The 20,713-nt window shown below is 59.4% G+C and carries 17 protein-coding genes; 9 read left to right on the forward strand and 8 right to left on the reverse strand.

Annotation, left to right across the window (positions count from 1 at the left end; all coding sequences use genetic code 11):
- Window positions 1–4: 4 nt before the first annotated feature.
- The 3 genes from QLG12_RS20485 to kdgD form a co-directional block, all read right to left on the reverse strand.
- Window positions 5–1,369 carry an MFS transporter gene (locus QLG12_RS20485; protein WP_041475503.1) on the reverse strand — a complete coding sequence of 455 codons (1,365 nt, stop codon included), beginning with the start codon at window positions 1,367–1,369 and terminating at the stop codon, window positions 5–7.
- A 154-nt stretch (window positions 1,370–1,523) separates the two neighbouring features.
- On the reverse strand, window positions 1,524–2,963 hold the full coding sequence (locus tag QLG12_RS20490) for an aldehyde dehydrogenase family protein (protein WP_197869686.1): 1,440 nt from the start codon (window positions 2,961–2,963) through the stop codon (window positions 1,524–1,526).
- A gap of 61 nt (window positions 2,964–3,024) precedes the next feature.
- Entirely contained in the window at window positions 3,025–3,936 is a 912-nt protein-coding gene (kdgD, locus tag QLG12_RS20495) for a 5-dehydro-4-deoxyglucarate dehydratase (protein WP_011332448.1), read from the reverse strand.
- A 235-nt stretch (window positions 3,937–4,171) separates the two neighbouring features.
- On the opposite strand from kdgD, the gene QLG12_RS20500 reads away from it, so the two are divergent.
- From QLG12_RS20500 to QLG12_RS20515, 4 genes are all read left to right on the forward strand, one after another.
- Window positions 4,172–5,470 (forward strand): phospholipase, encoded by a 1,299-nt coding sequence (locus QLG12_RS20500; RefSeq protein WP_282475135.1) that lies wholly within the window; start codon window positions 4,172–4,174, stop codon window positions 5,468–5,470.
- Window positions 5,471–5,481: 11 nt separating this feature from the next.
- A complete protein-coding gene (locus tag QLG12_RS20505; protein ID WP_282475136.1) occupies window positions 5,482–5,673 on the forward strand; it encodes a hypothetical protein in 192 nt (63 codons plus the stop codon).
- A 102-nt stretch (window positions 5,674–5,775) separates the two neighbouring features.
- Window positions 5,776–6,150: a hypothetical protein gene (locus QLG12_RS20510; protein WP_197869683.1), complete on the forward strand. Its 375-nt coding sequence runs from the start codon at window positions 5,776–5,778 to the stop codon at window positions 6,148–6,150.
- A 192-nt stretch (window positions 6,151–6,342) separates the two neighbouring features.
- Window positions 6,343–6,696 (forward strand): hypothetical protein, encoded by a 354-nt coding sequence (locus QLG12_RS20515; protein ID WP_197869682.1) that lies wholly within the window; start codon window positions 6,343–6,345, stop codon window positions 6,694–6,696.
- 7 nt (window positions 6,697–6,703) lie between these two features.
- Here the strand turns inward: QLG12_RS20515 and QLG12_RS20520 are convergent, their stop codons facing one another.
- The 4 genes from QLG12_RS20520 to QLG12_RS20535 form a co-directional block, all read right to left on the reverse strand.
- Window positions 6,704–7,450 carry a FadR/GntR family transcriptional regulator gene (locus tag QLG12_RS20520; RefSeq protein ID WP_197869681.1) on the reverse strand — a complete coding sequence of 249 codons (747 nt, stop codon included), beginning with the start codon at window positions 7,448–7,450 and terminating at the stop codon, window positions 6,704–6,706.
- A gap of 131 nt (window positions 7,451–7,581) precedes the next feature.
- Window positions 7,582–9,309, reverse strand: coding sequence for an ABC transporter ATP-binding protein/permease (locus QLG12_RS20525; RefSeq protein ID WP_282475137.1), 1,728 nt, complete (start codon window positions 9,307–9,309; stop codon window positions 7,582–7,584).
- 96 nt (window positions 9,310–9,405) lie between these two features.
- A complete protein-coding gene (locus QLG12_RS20530; protein ID WP_003221630.1) occupies window positions 9,406–9,966 on the reverse strand; it encodes a response regulator transcription factor in 561 nt (186 codons plus the stop codon).
- On the reverse strand, window positions 9,959–11,221 hold the full coding sequence (locus QLG12_RS20535; RefSeq protein WP_007953651.1) for an ATP-binding protein: 1,263 nt from the start codon (window positions 11,219–11,221) through the stop codon (window positions 9,959–9,961). The genes QLG12_RS20530 and QLG12_RS20535 overlap by 8 nt, the downstream gene beginning before the upstream one ends.
- A 270-nt stretch (window positions 11,222–11,491) precedes the next feature.
- Here QLG12_RS20535 and QLG12_RS20540 point away from each other — a divergent pair, with 270 nt between their 5' ends.
- Window positions 11,492–12,208 carry an SIMPL domain-containing protein gene (locus QLG12_RS20540; RefSeq protein WP_197869679.1) on the forward strand — a complete coding sequence of 239 codons (717 nt, stop codon included), beginning with the start codon at window positions 11,492–11,494 and terminating at the stop codon, window positions 12,206–12,208.
- Between the two features lie 184 nt (window positions 12,209–12,392).
- On the opposite strand, the gene QLG12_RS20545 is transcribed toward QLG12_RS20540, so the two are convergent.
- The gene (locus tag QLG12_RS20545) at window positions 12,393–12,752 is read right to left on the reverse strand and encodes a DUF6124 family protein (RefSeq protein ID WP_282475138.1); all 360 of its coding nucleotides are present in this window, start codon (window positions 12,750–12,752) and stop codon (window positions 12,393–12,395) included.
- 962 nt (window positions 12,753–13,714) lie between these two features.
- Here QLG12_RS20545 and QLG12_RS20550 point away from each other — a divergent pair.
- The 4 genes from QLG12_RS20550 (at window position 13,715) to QLG12_RS20565 (ending at window position 20,686) form a co-directional block, all read left to right on the forward strand.
- Window positions 13,715–15,316 carry an ABC transporter substrate-binding protein gene (locus QLG12_RS20550; protein ID WP_282475139.1) on the forward strand — a complete coding sequence of 534 codons (1,602 nt, stop codon included), beginning with the start codon at window positions 13,715–13,717 and terminating at the stop codon, window positions 15,314–15,316.
- A gap of 260 nt (window positions 15,317–15,576) precedes the next feature.
- Complete coding sequence (locus QLG12_RS20555) at window positions 15,577–17,202, forward strand: ABC transporter substrate-binding protein (RefSeq protein WP_197871814.1); 1,626 nt, start codon at window positions 15,577–15,579, stop codon at window positions 17,200–17,202.
- A 292-nt stretch (window positions 17,203–17,494) separates the two neighbouring features.
- Complete coding sequence (locus QLG12_RS20560; RefSeq protein WP_197871813.1) at window positions 17,495–19,093, forward strand: ABC transporter substrate-binding protein; 1,599 nt, start codon at window positions 17,495–17,497, stop codon at window positions 19,091–19,093.
- Between the two features lie 177 nt (window positions 19,094–19,270).
- Complete coding sequence (locus QLG12_RS20565) at window positions 19,271–20,686, forward strand: OprD family porin (RefSeq protein WP_197871811.1); 1,416 nt, start codon at window positions 19,271–19,273, stop codon at window positions 20,684–20,686.
- Window positions 20,687–20,713 lie beyond the last annotated feature (27 nt).

Here is a 20,713-nt window from a genome sequence, read left to right on the forward strand (position 1 = left end):
CTCCTCAGGAATGCGCTTGAGACAATTTGCCGGTGGCTTCGGAACCGCCATTGGTTGGCGGCTCTTTAAGTACCACACGTTTGATCGGGCCGACGATCACCAGGTAGCTGAACACCGCCACGAGTGCGTTGGCGCCGACGAACACCAGTGCCCATTTGAACGAGCCGGTGGAGCTGATGATGTAGCCGATGACGATCGGGGTGGTGATCGACGCGATGTTGCCGAAGGTGTTGAACAGGCCGCCACTCAGACCGGCGATCTGTTTCGGCGAGGTGTCGGACACCACCGCCCAACCCAGTGCACCCACGCCTTTGCCGAAGAAGGCCAGGGCCATGAAACCGACCACCATCCATTCAACGTCCACATAGTTGCAGGCCACGATGCTGCTCGAAACCAGCAGACCGGCAATGATCGGCGCCTTGCGGGCGAAGGTCAGCGAATGGCCCTTGCGCAGCAGGTAATCGGAAATCACCCCGCCGAGCACACCACCGATAAAACCGCAGATCGCCGGCAACGAGGCGATAAAACCAGCCTTGAGGATGGTCATGCCGCGTTCCTGCACCAGGTACACCGGGAACCAGGTCAGGAAGAAATAGGTGATGCCGTTGATGCAGTACTGGCCCAGGTAAACGCCGAGCATCATGCGGTTGGTCAGCAGTTGGCGGATGTAATCCCATTTCGGACCGTCTGCCTTTTTGCCTTGTTTCTGGTCCATGTCGACCATGCCGCCGTTGTCGGCGATGAACTTCACTTCCGCTTCGTTGGCCATCGGGTGTTGGCGCGGGCTGTGGATAACCTTTAGCCAGACCAGCGAGAACACGATGCCGAGCAGGCCCATGACGATGAACACGTGCTCCCAGCCAAAGGAGAACACGATCCAGCCCATCAGCGGCGCGAACAACACGGTGGCGAAGTATTGCGCCGAGTTGAAGATCGCCGAAGCGGTACCGCGTTCGGCGGTCGGGAACCAGGCCGCCACAATGCGTGCGTTGCCGGGGAACGATGGCGCCTCGGCCAGACCGACCAAAAAGCGCAGCATGAACAGCGCGACGATGGCCGTGGACATGCCGAACTCACCGACGAAGCCTTGCAGCACGGTGAACAGCGACCAGGTGAAGATGCTCAGGGCATAGACTTTTTTCGAGCCGAAGCGATCGAGCAACCAGCCGCCGGGAATTTGCCCGGCCACGTAGGCCCAACCGAAAGCAGAGAAGATGTAGCCGAGGGTGACCGCGTCGATGCCGAGGTCTTTTTGCAAGCTGGAACCGGCGATCGCGATGGTGGCGCGGTCGGCGTAGTTGATCGTGGTCACCAGGAACAGCATGAGCAGGATCAAATAGCGGACGTGAGTCGGCTTGGACGATTGCATGTAGATGTACTCCCACTGATTATTTTTATGCGCGGGTGGATCTTCTTTGGTCTTTGTGGGAGCTGGCTTGCCAGCGATGCAGGCGACTCGTTGTATCAGTCACTCCGCGGTGATGCTTTCGCTGGCGAGCCAGCTCCCACAGGTATTGCGTGGATCAGGAACCGATGTAGCTGGTCTTCACGACCGTGTAGAACTCTTGCGCATAGCGGCCTTGCTCACGTGAGCCATAGGATGAACCCTTACGGCCACCGAACGGAACGTGGTAATCGACACCGGCGGTCGGCAGGTTGACCATCACCATCCCGGCCTGGGAATGACGCTTGAAGTGGTTGGCGTACTTCAGCGACGTGGTGGCGATGCCCGCCGACAGACCGAATTCGGTGTCGTTGGCCATGGCCAGCGCAGCCTCGTAATCGGCCACGCGGACAATGTTGGCCACCGGGCCGAAGATCTCTTCGCGGCTGATGCGCATCGACGCTTCGCTGTCGGCAAACAGGGTCGGCGCGAGGAAGTAGCCCTCGGTGTCACACGTCACCAGACCACCGCCGCTGACCAGACGCGCACCTTCGGACTGACCGATGTCGATGTACTTCATGTCCTGCTCAAGCTGCGCTTGCGAGACCACCGGACCGATGTCGGTGCCGGCCTTCAGCGCGTGACCGACCTTGATCGACTTCATGCGCTCGGCCATGGCTTCGACGAACTTGTCGTGAATCCCGGCGGTGACGATCAGACGGCTCGATGCCGTGCAACGCTGGCCGGTGGAGTAGAACGCGCTCTGCACCGACAGCTCGACCGCTTGCTTGAGGTCGGCGTCGTCGAGAATGATCTGCGGGTTCTTGCCGCCCATCTCCAGCTGAACCTTGGCCTGGCGCGACACGCAATTGACCGCGATCTGCCGACCCACACCGACGGAGCCGGTGAAGCTGATGCCGTCGACTTTCGGGCTGTTGACCAGCGCTTCACCGACCACGCGACCGCTGCCCATCACCAGGTTGAACACGCCGGCCGGGAAGCCTGCGCGGGAGATGATTTCGGCCAGCGCCCAGGCGCAACCCGGCACCAGATCCGCCGGCTTCAACACCACGCAGTTGCCGTAGGCCAGGGCCGGGGCGATTTTCCACGACGGGATGGCAATCGGGAAGTTCCAAGGGGTGATCAGGCCGACCACACCCAGGGCTTCGCGGGTCACTTCAACGTTGACGCCCGGACGCACCGACGGCACGTAGTCGCCGGACAGACGCAGGCACTCGCCGGCGAAGAACTTGAAGATGTTGCCGGCGCGGGTCACCTCACCGATGGCTTCCGGCAGGGTCTTGCCCTCTTCCCGGGCCAGCAGAGTGCCGAGTTCTTCGCGGCGGGCGAGGATTTCGGTGCCGACTTTGTCCAGCGAATCGTGGCGGGCCTGAATGCCCGAAGTCGACCACGCCGGGAACGCGGCGCGAGCGGCGTCGATGGCGGCGTTGACCTGAGCCAGGTCAGCCTTGGCGTAATCGCCGATGGTATCGCTCAGTTCGGACGGGTTGATGTTCGCCGAGTAATCGTTACCGGCGATCCATTCACCGTTGATGTAGTTGTCATAGCGCTTGGTCACGAATCATTCTCCTGACGCAAAAAGCCGCTGATTGCTCAGCGGCCTTGTTTATAGAGGTGTGTTACTGAGCACCTTGCTTGTCGATCAGCGCAGCGAGCATTTCGTACTCTTCGCCGGTCAGGTCGGTCAGCGGCGCCCGCACCGGGCCTGCGTCATAACCGGCGATCTTGGCGCCAGCCTTGACGATGCTCACGGCGTAACCGGCCTTGCGGTTACGGATGTCCAGGTACGGCAGGAAGAAGTCGTCGATGATCTTGCCGACGGTGGCGTGATCTTCGCGGGCAATGGCGTGGTAGAAGTCCATCGCGGTTTTCGGGATGAAGTTGAACACCGCCGACGAGTAAACCGGCACGCCCAGGGCCTTGTAGGCAGCGGCGTAGACTTCGGCGGTCGGCAGACCGCCGAGGTAGCTGAAGCGATCGCCGAGGCGACGACGGATCGACACCATCAGCTCGATATCGCCCAGACCGTCCTTGTAACCGATCAGGTTCGGGCAGCGCTCGGCCAGGCGCTCCAGCAGTGGAGCGGTCAGGCGGCAGACGTTGCGGTTGTACACCACCACACCGATGTTTACCGATTTGCACACGGCTTCAACGTGGGCGGCAACGCCGTCCTGGCTGGCTTCGGTCAGGTAGTGCGGCAGCAACAACAGGCCTTTGGCGCCCAGACGCTCGGCTTCCTGAGCGTATTCGATGGCCTGGCGGGTCGAACCACCGACACCGGCGAGGATCGGCACGCTGCTGGCGCAGGTGTCGACGGCAGTCTTGATGATTTCCGAGTATTCGCTGGCAGCCAGGGAGAAGAATTCACCGGTGCCACCGGCGGCGAACAGGGCTGAAGCACCGTACGGGGCCAGCCATTCCAGGCGTTTGATGTAGCCAGCGCGATTGAAATCGCCCTGGGCATTGAAATCGGTCACCGGGAACGACAGCAGGCCGGCGGAGAGGATGGACTTCAGTTCTTGTGGATTCATTATTCGAACACCCTGGTAGCAACGTTTTTTTGTGAGTGGACCGTTCAGCCTTCGCCGAAGTTGTAGGTCATCGTACAACTTAAAATATAACCGTCAACTGCATTTCATCGCTGGGGGCTTTTTTTGTCGGACAGAATTTCTTTTTGACGTAGGAGATTTCTCGACTAGGCTCGATTTAACTGTATATACATACAGTTAAATAAGAATCCACCGACGACATATCAAGGAGAAAGAAATGTCCGGTCTTCAAACCACATGCGTTGAAAAAACCACACCGGTCATCGCCCGTTTCGATGATCTTTTTACCCCCAGTGGCATCGCTTTCAGTGCTGAAAATCCGCATCTGTTACTCCACATTGCCGACTCGCACAGCGATGTCGCCCCCGTCGCCACCCTGCCCGCTCACGCCTCGAAGGGCAAACCGCAGTTGCGCTTCGAAGGTGCGGAACACACGGCTATCGGCGATAACACCTTGCTGCGCTTCGTTGAAAATGCCGCGCCGGTAGTGGCGCAAAACGTGCCGCTGCATCTGCCGAACGGATTGGCGCTGACCTACGGCCAGGTACTGGCACTGGGCGGTGATTTCTATGGCGTCGTCGATCGGCCGATCAACGAAGGCGCTTCTGCGGCAGATCGCCTTCAGCGCTTTACGGCAGCCTTCGACACCCTGGCCGCGCTGCCGGCGTCAAAGGCCGAGGCGACGCAAATTCTTGCGATCATGCAAAAAGAGATCGACGCGGTTAAACAGGCGATCAAGGACGGCAAAACACCCCACGAAGCGTATGACGCACTGGGAGATACGTTGTCGGAAGAGTGGAACAAAATCACCGGCGGCGGCAGTTTTGTCTCGGCGCTGTTCCCCCTCGGTCGCTACCTGAAACTGGCGGCAAACAATGCCGACCATTTCGGCGAATGGGCACGGCAGGCCTACATCGCCGGGCACACCGCCGCCCTGCAAACCGCCGCTGCCGCCCACGCCAGTCAGGATGAGCTGCAACTGGAACGGGCCTACGCGATGAACGCATTCGCCGACCACTACCTCACCGACCTGTTTTCCTCCGGACATTTGCGGGTACCGCGCAAGGCCATGGCCGCCGCCGTGACGCCGAGCGACCTGGGGTCACTCATCACTCGTTTTATGCACGACGAAGACAGCAAGTTTGGCCTCAAGGTACGCAACGGATATGGCGAACAATGGCGGGCGTTCGGTGACAAACGCTACTTCGAAGCCGCCGACACCGACAACCGCAATCAGGTGAATCAGGCGGTACAGGATTCGGCGGACGAGGTGTACGCCGCGTATTCCAGCGGCAATGTGCCGACCACTTTCAACGCGCTGCAACGGCTGCCGGATCTGACTTTCGTGATGAGTCTGGCCAACAACTTCTCGCCCCTGTTCAGCGTCCAGGGCAACAAAGTCCTGCGGCGCAAGGACGTCAACAATCTCAACGACACCGCCACCGTCGACGACTGGTGGGGCTGGAGCACTTACCTGCTGCTCAAGGACTATCACCCAAGCGGCAACACGAATTAAGGAGCGATTCGATGAGCACCAAATTGAAACTGGAACTGGCCTCGGGCCAATCGTTGAAAGGTGCGCCGCTGCAATTACTGCGCGACGGCGTTGCCATTGCCCGGGCGTCGGTGGACGCTCAGGGCCAGGCGACGTTCGATGTCAGGCCCGGCCCGGGCAAACTGGCGGTCAGGGTGGATCGTTCGATTCTGCCCGGAAGCTGAAATGCCCGGACAAGATTGCCCCGGCGCGCCTCACGAATTCGCCGGGTAAAGTGCGACGACTGCCGCGAAGGATCGCGGCAGATCTTTCAAGGAGAACGAACCATGACGTTTGCCGCTGCACACCTTCCGCAGTTCCCCGACCACGCCAGCGACTCGATCATTCTGCGGCTGTCGACGCTGGATGACGACCTGATCATTCGTATACCCGATGGCCAGAACACACCGCCGAACTGGGATGTGTACCCAATCCTTGGCGATGATCCTGAAGAACCTGAATGGCTGGGTCTGTCGGAACCGACCGGCGTCTGGGACGACGCTCTCGACGACATGGTCGGCCTGACCGGAATCGAGTTGAGCATCCCGAAATTCGAACTGGAAAAGTACCTGAACAGCGTCGTCGAACTGCGTTACAAGTTTGCCGACGAGTCCAGTCTCGAACCTTGTTCGGAACCGCTGAGGCTGTACATCGAGTCCTGATCCCGCTCTTTCGAGTCCTTCCCAAGACCGAGCCAACGACTACCGCTCATCGCAACTGTCATTTCTGACAGGTGCGAGCGCTTGGCGTGTTCGGGCCTACTGATTTGGGAGTTAACGAACCGGCTCCATCAACGCACCACCATGGTTTGCGTTCTTACAACGGTTCAAATGGATGTGAAAAGGAGTTTGATCATGACTGCACAAGTCAAAGCCTTGGAGGCACCGACTCTCAAGGAAGCCGAGAACGGTGTGCTCTTCCTTGGCAAACTCAAAGGAGACGCTCACGGTGGTGTACCGCCTTACCAGCAGGCCGCTGCTGGCGACGTGATTATCATGAAAGTAGAGACCTCGACCGGTAACGAATGGGAAGGGAGACATGTACTGAGCGCAGCCGAGGTGGGAGAGCCAGTGATCTTCGCCATCCCCAAACACGTCTTTGAGAAAAAACTTGTTCCAGGTGCCGAGGCCGAACTGCATTACACCGTCACCAGAAACAACGGTAATGCTGAGTCATCCCCATTGCTGACAGTTCAACTCGAACGATAAGCAACAATCACCCCTGCGCCTGCGCCTCTTCATGCGCCTGACGCAGCCGTTCGCGGCTGTTGGTCAGGTGCAGGCGCATGGCCGCGCGGGCGGCATCGGAATCCTGACGGGCAATCGCGTCGTAGATTTCCTCGTGTTCGCGGCTCAGGCGATTCATGTAGTGCTGCTGATCGTCATGGGCCAGGCGCGCCGAATTCAGCCGCGTGCGCGGAATGATGCTGGTGCCCAGGTGGGTCATGATGTCGGTGAAATAGCGGTTGCCGGTGGACAGGGCAATTTGCAGATGGAACTGGAAGTCCGACGCCACTGCATCGCTGGCGTGGGCCACGCTGTCATTCAGCGCATCAAGGGCCGCGCGCATCGCAGCAAGTTGCTCGGTGCTGCGGCGCTGCGCGGCAAGGCCGGCGGATTCGACCTCGAGGCTGATACGCAGTTCGAGAATGGCCAGCACGTCACGCAGGGTGACCACGGTGGCCGGGTCGATCCGGAAACCGCTCGGGCTCGGAGTATCGAGCACGAAGGTGCCAATACCGTGGCGGGTTTCGACTTGCCCCGCCGCCTGCAGCCGGGAAATAGCCTCGCGCACGACGGTGCGACTGACGCCATGGGCGTCCATTATCGCCGACTCGGTCGGCAACTTGTCGCCACGCTTGAGCAGACCGTCGCGGATCTGCTCGGTCAGCACCGTCACCAGTTCCTGAGCCAGGCTGCGGCGCTTGCGGGGGAAGCGCGGGGTGTCGATCGGGTTTTCCATGGTCTGCATCTTGTCTCGAAAGTTCGGCTTGTGGGCATCATAGCTCAAGCGGGTTGTACGATCACTTTCCGTTTTCCACACAAATCCTGTGGGAGCTCGCCAGCCGGTTCCCACAGGAGAGTGTGGATCCATCAGGCCGTCACGGTCTGTTCCACCAGATGCCCGCCATCGATCCGCACATGCCGTGGATGAAAGCGCTTGAGGCTGCTGCGATGGCCGACGCTGACAATGCTCAGGCCCGGCAACTGGTCGATCAACGCCTGATACAACGTGGCTTCGTCTTCCTCATCCATCGCCGACGTCGCTTCGTCCATGTACAGCCATTGCGGTGCATAGAGCAGCGCGCGGGCAAAGGCCAGCCGTTGCTGTTCACCCGGCGAGAGCATGCGCTGCCAGTGGTTGGCTTCGTCCAGTCGAGCCACCAGATGTGGCAAGCGGCAGGTTTCCAGCACTTGTGCATAACGCTCGGGCGCGTAGGTGTCGCCCGGTTGTGGATAACTCAAGGCGTCGCGCAGGGTGCCGATCGGCAGATACGGTTTCTGTGGCAGGAACAGATAACGCGAGGCCGGCAAGCGAATGCTGCCGTGCCCGGCCGGCCACAAATGGCCCATCGCCCGCAGCAGCGTGGATTTACCGCTGCCGGAACGGCCACTGAGCATCACCCGGTCGCCCTGCTCCACGGTCATGTCGGCACTGGTGAGCAGATGACGACCATCGGCCAGATCGAGGCCCAGGTTATGAACCTTCAGCTCATCGCCCTGATTCTGCACGTCGATGGCCGGTGCACGTTCTTCGTTGTCGGTCATGGCCTGGCGGAAACTCAGCAGACGATCACAGGTGGCGCGCCACGCGGCGAGGTCCGCATAGGCGTTGATGAACCAGCTGAAGTTCTCTTGCACGTTGCCGAACGCCGAGTTGATCTGCATCAGCTCACCCAGCTCGATCTTGCCGGTCAGGTAACGGGGGGCCGCGACGATGAACGGAAAGATGATTGCGATCTGGCCGTAACCCGAGGTGAAGAACGTCAGGCGTTTGGACACCCGCATGATGTCCCAGAAGTTGTGCCAGACCAGACCGAAGCGGTTGCTCAGACGACGATTCTCGTTCGGCTCACCGTTGTACAACGCAATACTCTCGGCGTTCTCACGTACTCGCACCATGGAGAAACGCAGGTCCGCTTCGAAGCGTTGTTGTTGGTTGTTCAGGCCGATCAGGCGTCGACCGATCAAGTGCGTCAGCCAGCTGCCGACCGCTGCATACAGCAGCGCACACCAGAACATGTAGCCGGGAATCTCGATGCCGAACACCTCGATGCTGCCCGACACACCCCACAGAATGATCGAGAACGACACCAGGCTGACCACCGTGCGGATCAGGCCCAGGGCCAGACTCAAGGTGTTACTGGTGAAGGTGTTGAGGTCTTCGGAAATCCGCTGGTCAGGGTTGTCGGTGTAGCCGCCCTGCTCCAGCTGGTAGTAATTCTTGTGCCCGAGCCAGCGCTTGAAATGGTTTTCGGTGAGCCAGGCCCGCCAACGGATGGTCAGCATCTGCGTCAGGTACAGGCGATACACCGCGCCGAGGATCGCCACCGCTGCGATGCCGCAGAAATACAGGATCAATTGCCAGAACGCCGCCTCGTCCTTCTTCTGCAGGGCGTTGTAGAAATCCTTGTACCAACTGTTGATCCACACCGAGATCGCCACGCTGAACAACGTCAGCGCGATCACGGCGATCAGCAACGTCCAGGCCTTGCCCTTCTCTTCGCTGCGCCAGTAAGGCGTGATCATGGCCCACACCTTGCGAAAAAACTGCCCGCGCACAGTATCGTTGACCGCGGAATATTCAGCGTTCTGATTCATGAAAAAGGCTCGATAAAGAAAAGAACAGACACGCACCGATCATAGATGATCGGTGCGCTTTATCGCGAGGGCTGGCGATGGTCGTTCAGCGCAGGTTCAGCGACGAACCGGGCGCTTCTGCAGTTTGCGCTGCAGGGTGCGGCGGTGCATACCCAAGGCGCGGGCAGTAGCGGAGATGTTGCCTTCGTGCTCGGTCAGCACTCGCTGGATGTGTTCCCACTGCAGGCGATCCACCGACATCGGGTTTTCCGGCACCAGGCTGTCGAGGTCGGCGTGTTCGGACAGCAACGCTGCCAGCACGTCGTCGGCATCCGCCGGTTTGCACAGGTAATTGCAGGCGCCGCGCTTGATCGCTTCAACCGCCGTGGCGATGCTCGAGTAACCGGTGAGGATCACCACGCGCATTTCCGGGTCCAGTTCCAGCAGTTTCGGCAGCAGCACCAGACCGGAATCGCCGTCCATTTTCAGGTCCAGCGCGGCGTAGTCCGGCAGATCGGCCTGGGCGATGGTCAGGCCCTCTTCAGCGGAACCGGCGGTGCTGACGCGGAAACCACGGCGGGCCATGGCACGGGCCATCACCCGGGTGAAGGTCGCGTCATCGTCGACCAGCAGCAAATGCGGCAGTTCTTCGCCTTCGACTTGGATTTCGTCACTCATGTTGCTCTCCTCGGGCGCCGTGGGGCAGGCGCAGCTCGGTGAGCGTGCCGCCTTCCTCATGACTATAGAGTTTCACTGAGCCGCCGGCGCGTGTCACGCTGGCCTTGCTCAAAAACAGGCCCAGGCCGAAACCTTTGCCCTTGGTGGTAAAAAACGGTTTGCCGATCTGCTCGGCGATGGCCAGCGGCACACCGGCGCCATGATCGCGGATGCTGATGGTCAGGTCTTCGGCGGTCCAGTCCAGGGTCACCTGAAGGTTTTCCGGGCAAGCATCGGCGGCGTTGTTCAACAGATTCAACAAGGCCTGGGTCAGATCCGGCGGCGGCGCCACACGCGGCAACGGGCCCTGGCCCAGACGCTGGAAGCGGTAACTGGCTTCCGGGCGCATCAGGTGCCAGCGATTGAGCGCTTCGTCGAGCCACTCGGTGACGTCCTGCATCTCCACCGCCATCCGGCGATTGGCTTCGGCGGCACGCACCAGCTGTTGCAGGGTCTCCTTGCAGAGCTTCACCTGATCCTTCAACACCTTCAGGTCTTCCTGAAGCATCGGGTCGTGATGATCCTGCTGCATTTCATTGAGCAACACGCTCATGGTCGCCAGCGGCGTACCCAGTTCATGGGCGGCACCGGCGGCCTGAGTCGCTACGGCCAGCAATTGTTGATCGCGCAGGCCTTCTTCGCGGCGGATCGCGCGCAATTCTTCCTGACGGCGCAGCTCTTCGGCCATGCGCGCGGCGAAGAAGGTGATCACTGCTGCCGCGAGGGCAAAACTCAGCCACATGCCGTAGATCTGCAGGTTCTCCCGGGCGACCGGCAGGGTTTCCAGCGGATAGAAATGCGTCAGCATCAGGGTGTACAGGGCCAGCGCAATGCCCGACAGCACCACCGAATAACGCCACGGCAGCGTCACCGCAGCGATGGTCAGCGGCACCAGATAATACGAAACGAACGGGTTGGTCGAACCACCGGAGAAATACAGCAAGGCGCTGTGGATAACCAGATCGCAGGCCAGTTGCAGCGCGTATTCGAGCTCGGTCACCGGCCACGAAGTGCGCAAACGCACGGCGGTGAACACACACAGCAGAATCGAACAGCCGAGGGTCATCACCAGTTGCACCCACGGCAACGGCAACAGTTCCAGCCAGTAGGCCAGACCGACGGAACCGGCCTGCGCGGCGAGCACCAGGGTGCGGATGAAAGTCAGCCGCCAGAGGTTCTGGCGAGTGGCGGAAGTCAGTTGTACGGGGGCGAGCATGAGCTCTCCTGATGAGCGCTCCAGGCGGATCGCACGGAGTATAACCAAGGCGCGGGCTTGAGAGGCGAAAGTGCGGCAAACGACCACACCCAAAAGCAGTTGCAAGTTGCGAGCTTCAAGCTACGAGCAAAAGCTTGCGGCTGAATCTCGTCGCTGGCCTTGTCATCTGTATAGAAGTTGTAACTGGGCGAACCGGATCATAAACGCTAGAGTCTGATGGTTTCACGCAGGCCCCCGAACCATCACCTGCGCCCTCATCAAGGAGCTTTCATGCACACATTTCGCCGCAGCGCCGCCCTTCTCGCCCTGACCGTCGGCAGCATCGCCAGCCTTCCGGCCCTGGCCGCCGATGAGCTGCACTACAACCAGATTTCCCTGCGCGCCGAAGTCAGCCAGGAAGTGGCCCGCGACCTGATGATCGTGACTCTCTACACCGAAGAGCAAAACACTGACCCGGCCAAACTCGCCGCCGACGTCAGCACCACCATGAACAAGGCCCTCGCCCAGGCCAAGCAAGTCAAAGACATCACCCTGCGCCAGGGCAGCCGCAACAGCTACCCGATCTACGACACCAAGGGCCAGAAAATCACCGGCTGGCGCGAACGCGCCGAACTGCGCCTGGAAAGCGCCGACTTCGCTGCCCTGTCCAAACTCACCGGCGAACTGCTGACCGACCTGAAAATGGGCGGCATGGACTTCGCCATCGCCGACCCGACCCGCAAGGCCAGCGAAGATCAACTGCTCAAAGAAGCCGTCACCGCCTTCAAGGCCCGCGCCCAACTGGCCACCGACGCCCTGGGCGGCAAGGGCTACAAAATCGTCAATCTGAACCTCAACAGCAACGGCTTCCCGCAACCGTACATGCGCGCCCCGATGATGATGAAAGCTGCCGGCATGGATTCGGCTCCCGTCACGCCTGAAGTTGAAGCAGGCACCAGCCAGGTCAGCCTGACGGCCGATGGTTCGATTGAAGTGTTGATGCCGTGATTGAGTAACGGCTGAATGAAAACCGGCGATCAGTGATGATCGCCGGTTTTTTTATGCTCGGGATTTGAGTTGTCAGCTCTGCCGTCATCGCTGGCAAGCCAGCTCCCACCGGTTCTACGGATTTATTGAAATCGCGCACGACCCTGTGGGAGCGGGCTTGCCCGCGATGAACGATGACGCGGTCTCAAGCTCGCGGATCAACCCGATCCAGCGCGCGGTTCACTGCGAGCTCGGCCAGCATGATGATCTGCTGGATACCGAGCGCCGTACTGCGCTGCGGGCCGCTGAGTTCGTTGGCGAAATTGCTGGCGATGGTACTGGCCGAGGCCAGGGATTCGCAGGCATTGGCCAGCAGGCTTTCGGTGTCGACGTTGGGCGTGACCATGTACATCGTGCTCGGACGCGGTTTGGAAGGATTGGGGCACAGGTAATAGTCGAGGGCGCGTTTGATGGCTTCGCGGTTGCGGGCGAGGTCTTCCGCGCGCATGGCTTCTTCGAGGGGTGTGGGTGATTCGAGGGGTGGGTCGGGTACTGGCTTGTTCATGGAGCATTTCCTTATGAATTTGCGCCACTCATTTCCGATCTCACTCGTGAAATGAGGTGGCAACTATGTACGGAGTGAGATTACCGGTAAGGAAACCAACCCGGCCGGACCGAAGTCCGCCCGTACATAGCCGCCATAAAGAACTGCCGACAGCATGAACTGGCGGCGATTATGGGGTGGCTTGCGCTGGTTTCCAAATTCAGTAACCGGGAATCTCACCTCCCGATCGCAGATTGTTCTGCGACAACCAAAGACTAGGGATCGTGCTTCCGACGGACAACCTGAAAACCTTGTGGGAAGGATCCTGGGTTGTTGTTGATATTTAAACAGCTTCAAAAGCTGCCCTCACCCTAGCCCTCTCCCGGAGGTAGAGGGGACTGACCGCGTTGTTTAAATGGAATACGCCGACGTGAGGTACTGAGGTGAACTCGGTTTTTAAAACGCATACAACGCCACTCCGGCTTTGGCTTTGGCTTTGGCTTTGGCTTTGGCTTTGGCTTTGGCTTTGGCTTTGACTCTGGCTTCCACCACTCAACACGATGAGCGTTAGCTCGAGTACCGCTTTTGATCTTCGGGCGACGTCGGAAGGCTGAGTGGAGGGATTTGTCCGGGGGTGGGAGCGCAGCGACCGTTTGGCGAAGCCAAACACATCGAGAGGAGGTGCAGCGAAGCAAACCGTAGGCGATGCCCCCCGGATGAATCCCGGAGCGAAGGAACCCCGAGCCTCAGCGAGGGGCCGAACGTAGGAGCAAGCGTTTTTGGTTACTTTTTAGGCGTTTGTAAAAAGTGACCCGCCGTAAGGGCGGAACCATAAGAAGCCGTTACCGCAGCATCGGATATGCACACAATCACCCCAGATATACCGAGATAGACACCTCACCTAGAAAAACGATATTTCCGCGCCCACCGAAACCCCGGCTACCCTCCTCCCCACAACTACCTCCAGTGCACCCGGGGACTCCATGGATCGACTCACCTTCAAACCACTTCTAATAACCTTGGCCCTGACCGCCATAACCCCAATCGCCAACGCCGCAACAACCCTCGTCTACTGCTCAGAAGCCAGCCCCGCCGGCTTCGACCCCAGCCAATACACCAGCGGTACCGACTTCGATGCCTCCGCCGAAACCGTCTTCAACCGCCTCACCCAATTCAAACGCGGTGGCACCGAAGTCGAACCCGGCCTCGCAACCAAATGGGACGTAAGCCCGGACGGCCTCCAATACACCTTCCACCTGCGCCAAAACGTAAAATTCCACACCACCGACTACTTCACCCCGACCCGAACCTTCAACGCCGACGACGTGCTGTTCACCTTCCAGCGCCTGCTCGACCCGGAGAACGCCTTTCGCAAGGCCTACCCTGCCGAGTCCCCGTACTTCACCGACATGGGCCTGAACACCACGATCAAATCCGTGGAAAAACTCGACGACAACACCGTGCGCTTCAACCTGAACAACGTCGACGCCGCGTTCGTGCAAAACCTCGCCATGAGCTTCGCCTCGGTGCAATCGGCCGAATACGCCGCCCAGCTGCTGAAGGAAGGCAAAGCCGCCGACCTCAACCAGAAACCGGTCGGCACCGGCCCGTTCGTGTTCAAGCGCTACCAGAAGGACGCGCAGATCCGCTACGCGGCGAACAAGGACTACTGGAAACCCGAGGACGTGAAGCTCGACAACCTGGTGTTCTCGATCACCCCGGACGCCGCCGTCCGCCTGCAAAAGCTCAAGACCGGCGAATGCCAGGTCAGCGGCTACCCGCGTCCGGCCGACATCGAAGTGATGGAAAAAGACCCGAATCTGCGGGTGTTGAAGCAGGCCGGTTTCAACCTCGGGTTCCTCGCCTACAACACCACTCACCCGCCGCTGGATCAGTTGAAGGTACGCCAGGCGCTGGACATGGCCATCGACAAACCGGCGATTATCAAAGCGGTTTACCAGAGTGCCGGGCAACTGGCGCAGAACGCCTTGCCGCCAGCGCAATGGTCGTTCGATCCAAACATAAAAGACGCGCCGCACGACCCTGCAAAAGCCAGGGCGCTACTCAAGGAAGCCGGGGTTGCACCCGGTACAACCATCAATCTCTGGGCCATGACCGTGCAGCGTGCCTCGAACCCCAATGCGCGGATGTCGGCTCAGATGATCCAGCAGGATTGGGAGAAGATCGGTATCAAGGCCAACATCGTCAGCTATGAATGGGGCGAGTACATCAAGCGCGCCAAGAATGGCGAGCACGACGCGATGATCTACGGCTGGACCGGTGACAACGGCGATCCGGACAACTGGCTGGGGGTGCTTTACAGCTGCGCGGCGGTGAAAGGCAGCAACTACGCCAAATGGTGCGACCCGGCCTACGACAAGCTGGTGCAGCAGGCCAAGGTGTCCACCGATAAATCGCAACGGGTAAAACTGTATCAACAGGCGCAACTCATCCTTGAACAGCAGGTGCCGATCACGCCGATCGCCAACTCCACGGTGTTCCAGCCGCTGCGCAAGGAAGTCACCGATTTCAAGATCAGCCCGTTCGGTCTAACCCCGTTCTATGGCGTGGGTATAAATAAGTAACACCCGGCCCCAATCCGGCGCGCACAGTGCGACCAGCGCACCGTTTTGGGGCTCCATTTGCACCGTAAAAACCACCCGCAAACGGTCAAATGCGTCAGAAGTTATACGGATGCGACATTAAGGTACGTTCGTGCCACGCTTTGACGCCGCCGAGCGCTCTGGATCTTGCATTGGGTATGGGCCCTGCATAAGTATCCGCAGGCACGACTCACGAGGTCGTACCTCACTACTAAAAAATGACAACAAATCATGAGGCCAACATGCTTAAACACGCGGTCATTCCGTTTTTAGTCGGCGCAGGCTTGTTAGCCTCCGCACCTTTCGCCACCGCTGCGACTAACCTGGTGTTCTGCTCCGAAGGCAGCCCGGCCGGTTTCGATCCAGGCCAGTACACCACCGGAACCGACTTCGACGCCTCAGCCGAAACCATGTTCAACCGTCTGACCCAGTTCGAGCGTGGCGGCACCGCCGTGATTCCTGGTCTGGCGACCAAGTGGGACATCTCCGATGACGGCCTGACTTACACCTTCCACCTGCGTGAAGGCGTCAAGTTCCACACCACCCCGTATTTCAAGCCGACTCGTGAGTTCAACGCCGACGACGTGCTGTTCACCTTCAATCGCATGATTAACAAGGATGACCCGTTCCGTAAGGCGTACCCGACCGAATTCCCGTACTTCACCGACATGGGGATGGACACCAACATCACCAAGATCGATAAAGTCGACGACCACACCGTCAAGTTCACCCTGAAAGAAGTCGACGCCGCGTTCATCCAGAACATGGCCATGAGCTTCGCGTCGATCCAGTCCGCCGAGTACGCAGCCCAGCTGCTGAAGGAAGGCAAGGCTGCCGACATCAACCAGAAGCCGATCGGCACTGGCCCGTTCGTGTTCAAGAGCTACCAGAAAGACTCCAACATCCGTTACACCGGCAACAAGGATTACTGGAAGCCTGAAGACGTGAAGATCGACAACCTGATCTTCGCCATCACCACCGACCCGTCGGTACGTATCCAGAAGCTGAAAAAGAACGAGTGCCAGGTCACCCTGTTCCCGCGTCCGGCCGACCTCGCGGCACTGAAAGCCGACCCGGCGCTGAAGATGCCTGACCAGGCCGGCTTCAACCTGGGCTACATCGCCTACAACGTGATGGACAAGGTCAAGGGCAGCAACGAGCCGAACCCGCTGGCCGACCTGCGCGTGCGCCAGGCGCTGGACATGGCCGTCAACAAGCCACAGATCATCGACTCGGTTTACCAGGGCGCCGGCCAGCTGGCCGTCAACGCCATGCCGCCGACCCAGTGGTCCTACGACACCACCATCAAGGACGCCAAGTACGATCCTGAGAAAGCCAAGCAGCTGCTCAAGGAAGCCGGCGTCAAGGAAGGTACCGAGATCGTCCTGTGGGCGATGCCGGTTCAGCGTCCGTACAACCCGAACGCCAAGCTGATGGCCGAAATGCTCCAGTCCGACTGGAAGAAGATCGGTCTGAACGTGAAGATCACCAGCTACGAGTGGGGCGAGTACATCAAACGCTCCAAAGGTGGCGAGAACCAGGCCATGATCATTGGCTGGAGCGGTGACAATGGTGATCCGGACAACTGGCTCAACGTGTTGTTTGGTTGCGACTCGCTGAGTGGCAACAACTTCTCCAAATGGTGCGACAAGAAATTCGACGGCCTCGTGAAAGAAGCCAAGCGCACCACTGACCAGGCCAAGCGCACCGAACTTTACAAAGAGGCGCAGCACGTCCTCAAAGATGCAGTCCCTATGACACCTATCGCTCACTCGACGGTGTATCAACCCATGCGCGCCAACGTGCAGGACTTCAAGATCAGCCCGTTCGGCTTGAACTCCTTCTACGGCGTCAGCGTCAGCAAATAAAAGAGGCAGCGGCGACGTTTTCAGCGTCGCCGCTGTTTTTTTGCCGAGAAGTCAGGAATTCGCCTACAGCCTTTTCTAACCAGTCTTACTAGGTTGGGTTAGGACGTGTTGCCTTTTCCTACGAGTCTTTAGGACTCAGCGCATTTACTGCCAGACCCACGGCCCCTACCGTCGGGTTCTGACCAGTGACTGCGTGGGCTATCGGTTTGCTGTTGGTTTGAGCTCAATGCGGCCACAACGTCCCTGGACGGGATCGCGGCGCATTGAAAAACACTAAAAAAGAGGGAGCGTCATGCGCCATACCTTGGTTTTTTCCGCATTGCTGGGCGCCGGCCTGTTGGCCGCCACGTCCGCCAGTTTCGCCGCCAGCAACAGTCTGGTGTTCTGCTCCGAAGGCAGTCCGGCCGGTTTCGACACCGCGCAGTACACGACGGCAACCGATAACGACGCCGCCGAACCGCTGTACAACCGACTGGCCGAGTTCGAAAAAGGCGCGACCAATGTCGTACCGGGCCTGGCAACCAGCTGGGACATCTCCGAGGATGGCCTCAAGTACACCTTTCACCTGCGTGAAGGTGTGAAATTTCACACAACGCCGTACTTCAAACCTACGCGCGATTTCAACGCCGACGACGTGCTGTTCACGTTTAACCGCATGCTCGATCCGCAACAGCCCTTCCGTAAGGCTTATCCGACCGAGTTCCCGTATTTCAACGGGATGAGCCTCAACAAGAACATTGCCAAGGTCGAGAAGACCGGGCCGCTGACCGTGCAGTTCACGCTCAACAGCGTCGACGCCGCGTTCATCCAGAACATCGCCATGAGCTTCGCCGCCATCCTGTCTGCCGAATACGCCGACAAGCTGCTGGCCGAAGGCAAGCCGAGCGACATCAACCAGAAGCCGATCGGCACTGGCCCGTTCGTGTTCAAGAGCTATCAGAAAGACTCGAACATCCGCTACACCGGCAACCCGCATTACTGGGATCAGAGCCGGGTGAAACTGAAGAACCTGATTTTCGCGATCAATACCGACGCTTCGGTGCGTGTGCAGAAGCTCAAGGCCGGCGAATGCCAGATCACCCTGCACCCGCGTCCGGCCGATGTGCCGGCACTGAAGAACGACCCAAAACTGCAATTGATCGAGAAGCCAGGCTTCAACCTCGGCTACATCGCCTATAACGTGCGCCACAAGCCGTTCGACCAGCTCGAAGTGCGTCAGGCACTGGACATGGCGGTGAATAAACAGGGGATTCTCAACGCTGTTTATCAAGGCGCCGGCCAACTGGCCGTCAACGCCATGCCGCCGACCCAATGGTCCTACGACGACACCATCAAGGACGCCGCCTACAACCCGGAAAAAGCCAAAGAGCTGCTCAAGGCTGCCGGCGTCAAGGAAGGCACCGAGATCACCCTGTGGGCGATGCCGGTACAACGTCCATACAATCCGAACGCCAAACTGATGGCCGAGATGCTCCAGGCGGACTGGGCGAAGATCGGTCTGAAAGTGAAGATCGTCAGCTACGAATGGGGCGAGTACATCAAGCGCACCAAGAATGGCGAGCACGACATCAGCCTGATCGGCTGGACCGGAGACAACGGGGATCCGGACAACTGGCTCGGCACGCTGTACAGCTGTGACGCCATCGGCGGCAACAACTACTCCATGTGGTGCGATCCGGCGTACGACAAGCTGATCAAGCAGGCCAAGGTTGTCACCGACCGTGACCAGCGCACCGTGCTCTACAAACAGGCCCAGCAACTGCTCAAGCAGCAAGTGCCGATCACGCCTGTCGCTCACTCGACGGTTAACCAGCCACTGAGCGCCAAAGTCGAAGGGTTCAAAGTGAGCCCGTTCGGTCGCAACGTGTTTTCGGGTGTGAGCATCGATTAAACAAACAACCGATTAGCCGCAATGCTGAGGGGGCCGTCTACCCCCTCACGCAAGCGCTTTGCCGAAATTCGCCAATCAGGCCTTTTGCAAACGTTTGCGATGTGTGAATGAGTTCTAAACCAATAACCGGCCAACCCAAAAAAGCCGGCATAAAAAGAAAGTAAAGGAGCTTCACCCATGAAACTGAGCAATACCGCGATACTGGCCTTGGCCATCAGCAGCATCACCGCCACGGCTTACGCGGAAACCCAAAGCCAGGCGTTCACTCCGGTGACCGTCAACGAGAAGAGCGCCCAGGCTGAAGCCACCGGCTTCCTCGAAGGTCAGTCGATCAGCGGCTCGACCCGTAACTGGTACGCCAACGAACAACTGAAACGCGGCGGCAAGTTCACCTATCGCAAGGATGGCGTGGCCACTCCGACCGACCGCCGTATCAACTGGGTGCAGGGCACCATCGTCAAGTACAACTCGGGCTTCACCGAAGGCACCGTCGGTTTCAGCACCGAAGTGGCGGCGTACAACGCCATCGCGCTGGAGCGTGACCGCGAAAACCTGGCGTCCAACAACGGTGGCGCACCAGGCACCCGTCCAGGCGCGGGCAACAACCGTACCCTGACCCGTGAAGGCGGCGAAGCCCAGGGCCAGTGGAGCAAAGTCGGCCTGGCCAACGTAAAGGCGCGTATCTCCAACACCACCCTGACCGCCGGCCGCATGAACTTCAGCAGCCCGCAGGTTGATGTGATCGGCAACCGTCCGCTGCCATCGAGCTTCGAAGGTATCGCGATCCACAGCGAAGAGCTGAAAAACCTGTCCTTCGACCTTGCCTCGTTCGACCGCGTTTCGCCGCGAACCGAAGAAAGCCTGAGCAAATTCCGCTCCGAATACGGTGCGATCGATGCCGAAGCCGACCACGTTCACACCGGCGGCATCTCGTATCAGCCGTTCGCCAGCCTGACCACCAGCCTGTGGGGCACCCAGGCCGAAGACCTGTGGAACCAGTACTACTTCGGCGCCACCCACGTGCTGGGGGACAGCTCGGTTCTGGCTCTGACCACCGGTCTGAACTACTACAAGACCGTGGACGAAGGTAAGAAAAAACTCGGTGAAATCGACAACGACACCTACTCCCTGTCGTTCGGTCTGACCCACCAGGCGCATACCCTGACCTTCTCCTACCAGGAAGTGAACGGTAACGAGTACTTCGACTACCTGCACGAAACCAACGGCATCTACCTGGCCAACTCCCTGCTGTCGGACTTCAACGGCCCGAACGAGAAATCCTTCCAGGTGGCCTACGGTCTGAACATGGCCGAATACGGCGTGCCAGGCCTGAAGTTCAACATCTACCAGGCCCGCGGCTGGGGCATCGACGGCACTCACTACAAGGGTGGCGGCTACGACGGCGTGCAGTCGATGGACGGCGAGCACCACTATGAATACGGCATCGGCGCCTCTTATGCCGTACAGAGCGGTCCTCTGAAAGCTACTACCGTTCGTGCGACCTACACCGCGCACCGCGCCAGCGAAAACCAGGCTGACGGCAGCATCAACGAGTTCCGTCTGGTGACCACCGTTCCGTTCAACATCCTGTAAAAACGCCAGCCGACGGCTGACTCAGTG

Origin of the sequence: Pseudomonas sp. V88_4, assembly GCF_029967985.1 — a bacterium.
In the GTDB taxonomy this organism is placed as follows: Bacteria; Pseudomonadota; Gammaproteobacteria; order Pseudomonadales; family Pseudomonadaceae; genus Aquipseudomonas; species Aquipseudomonas glycinae.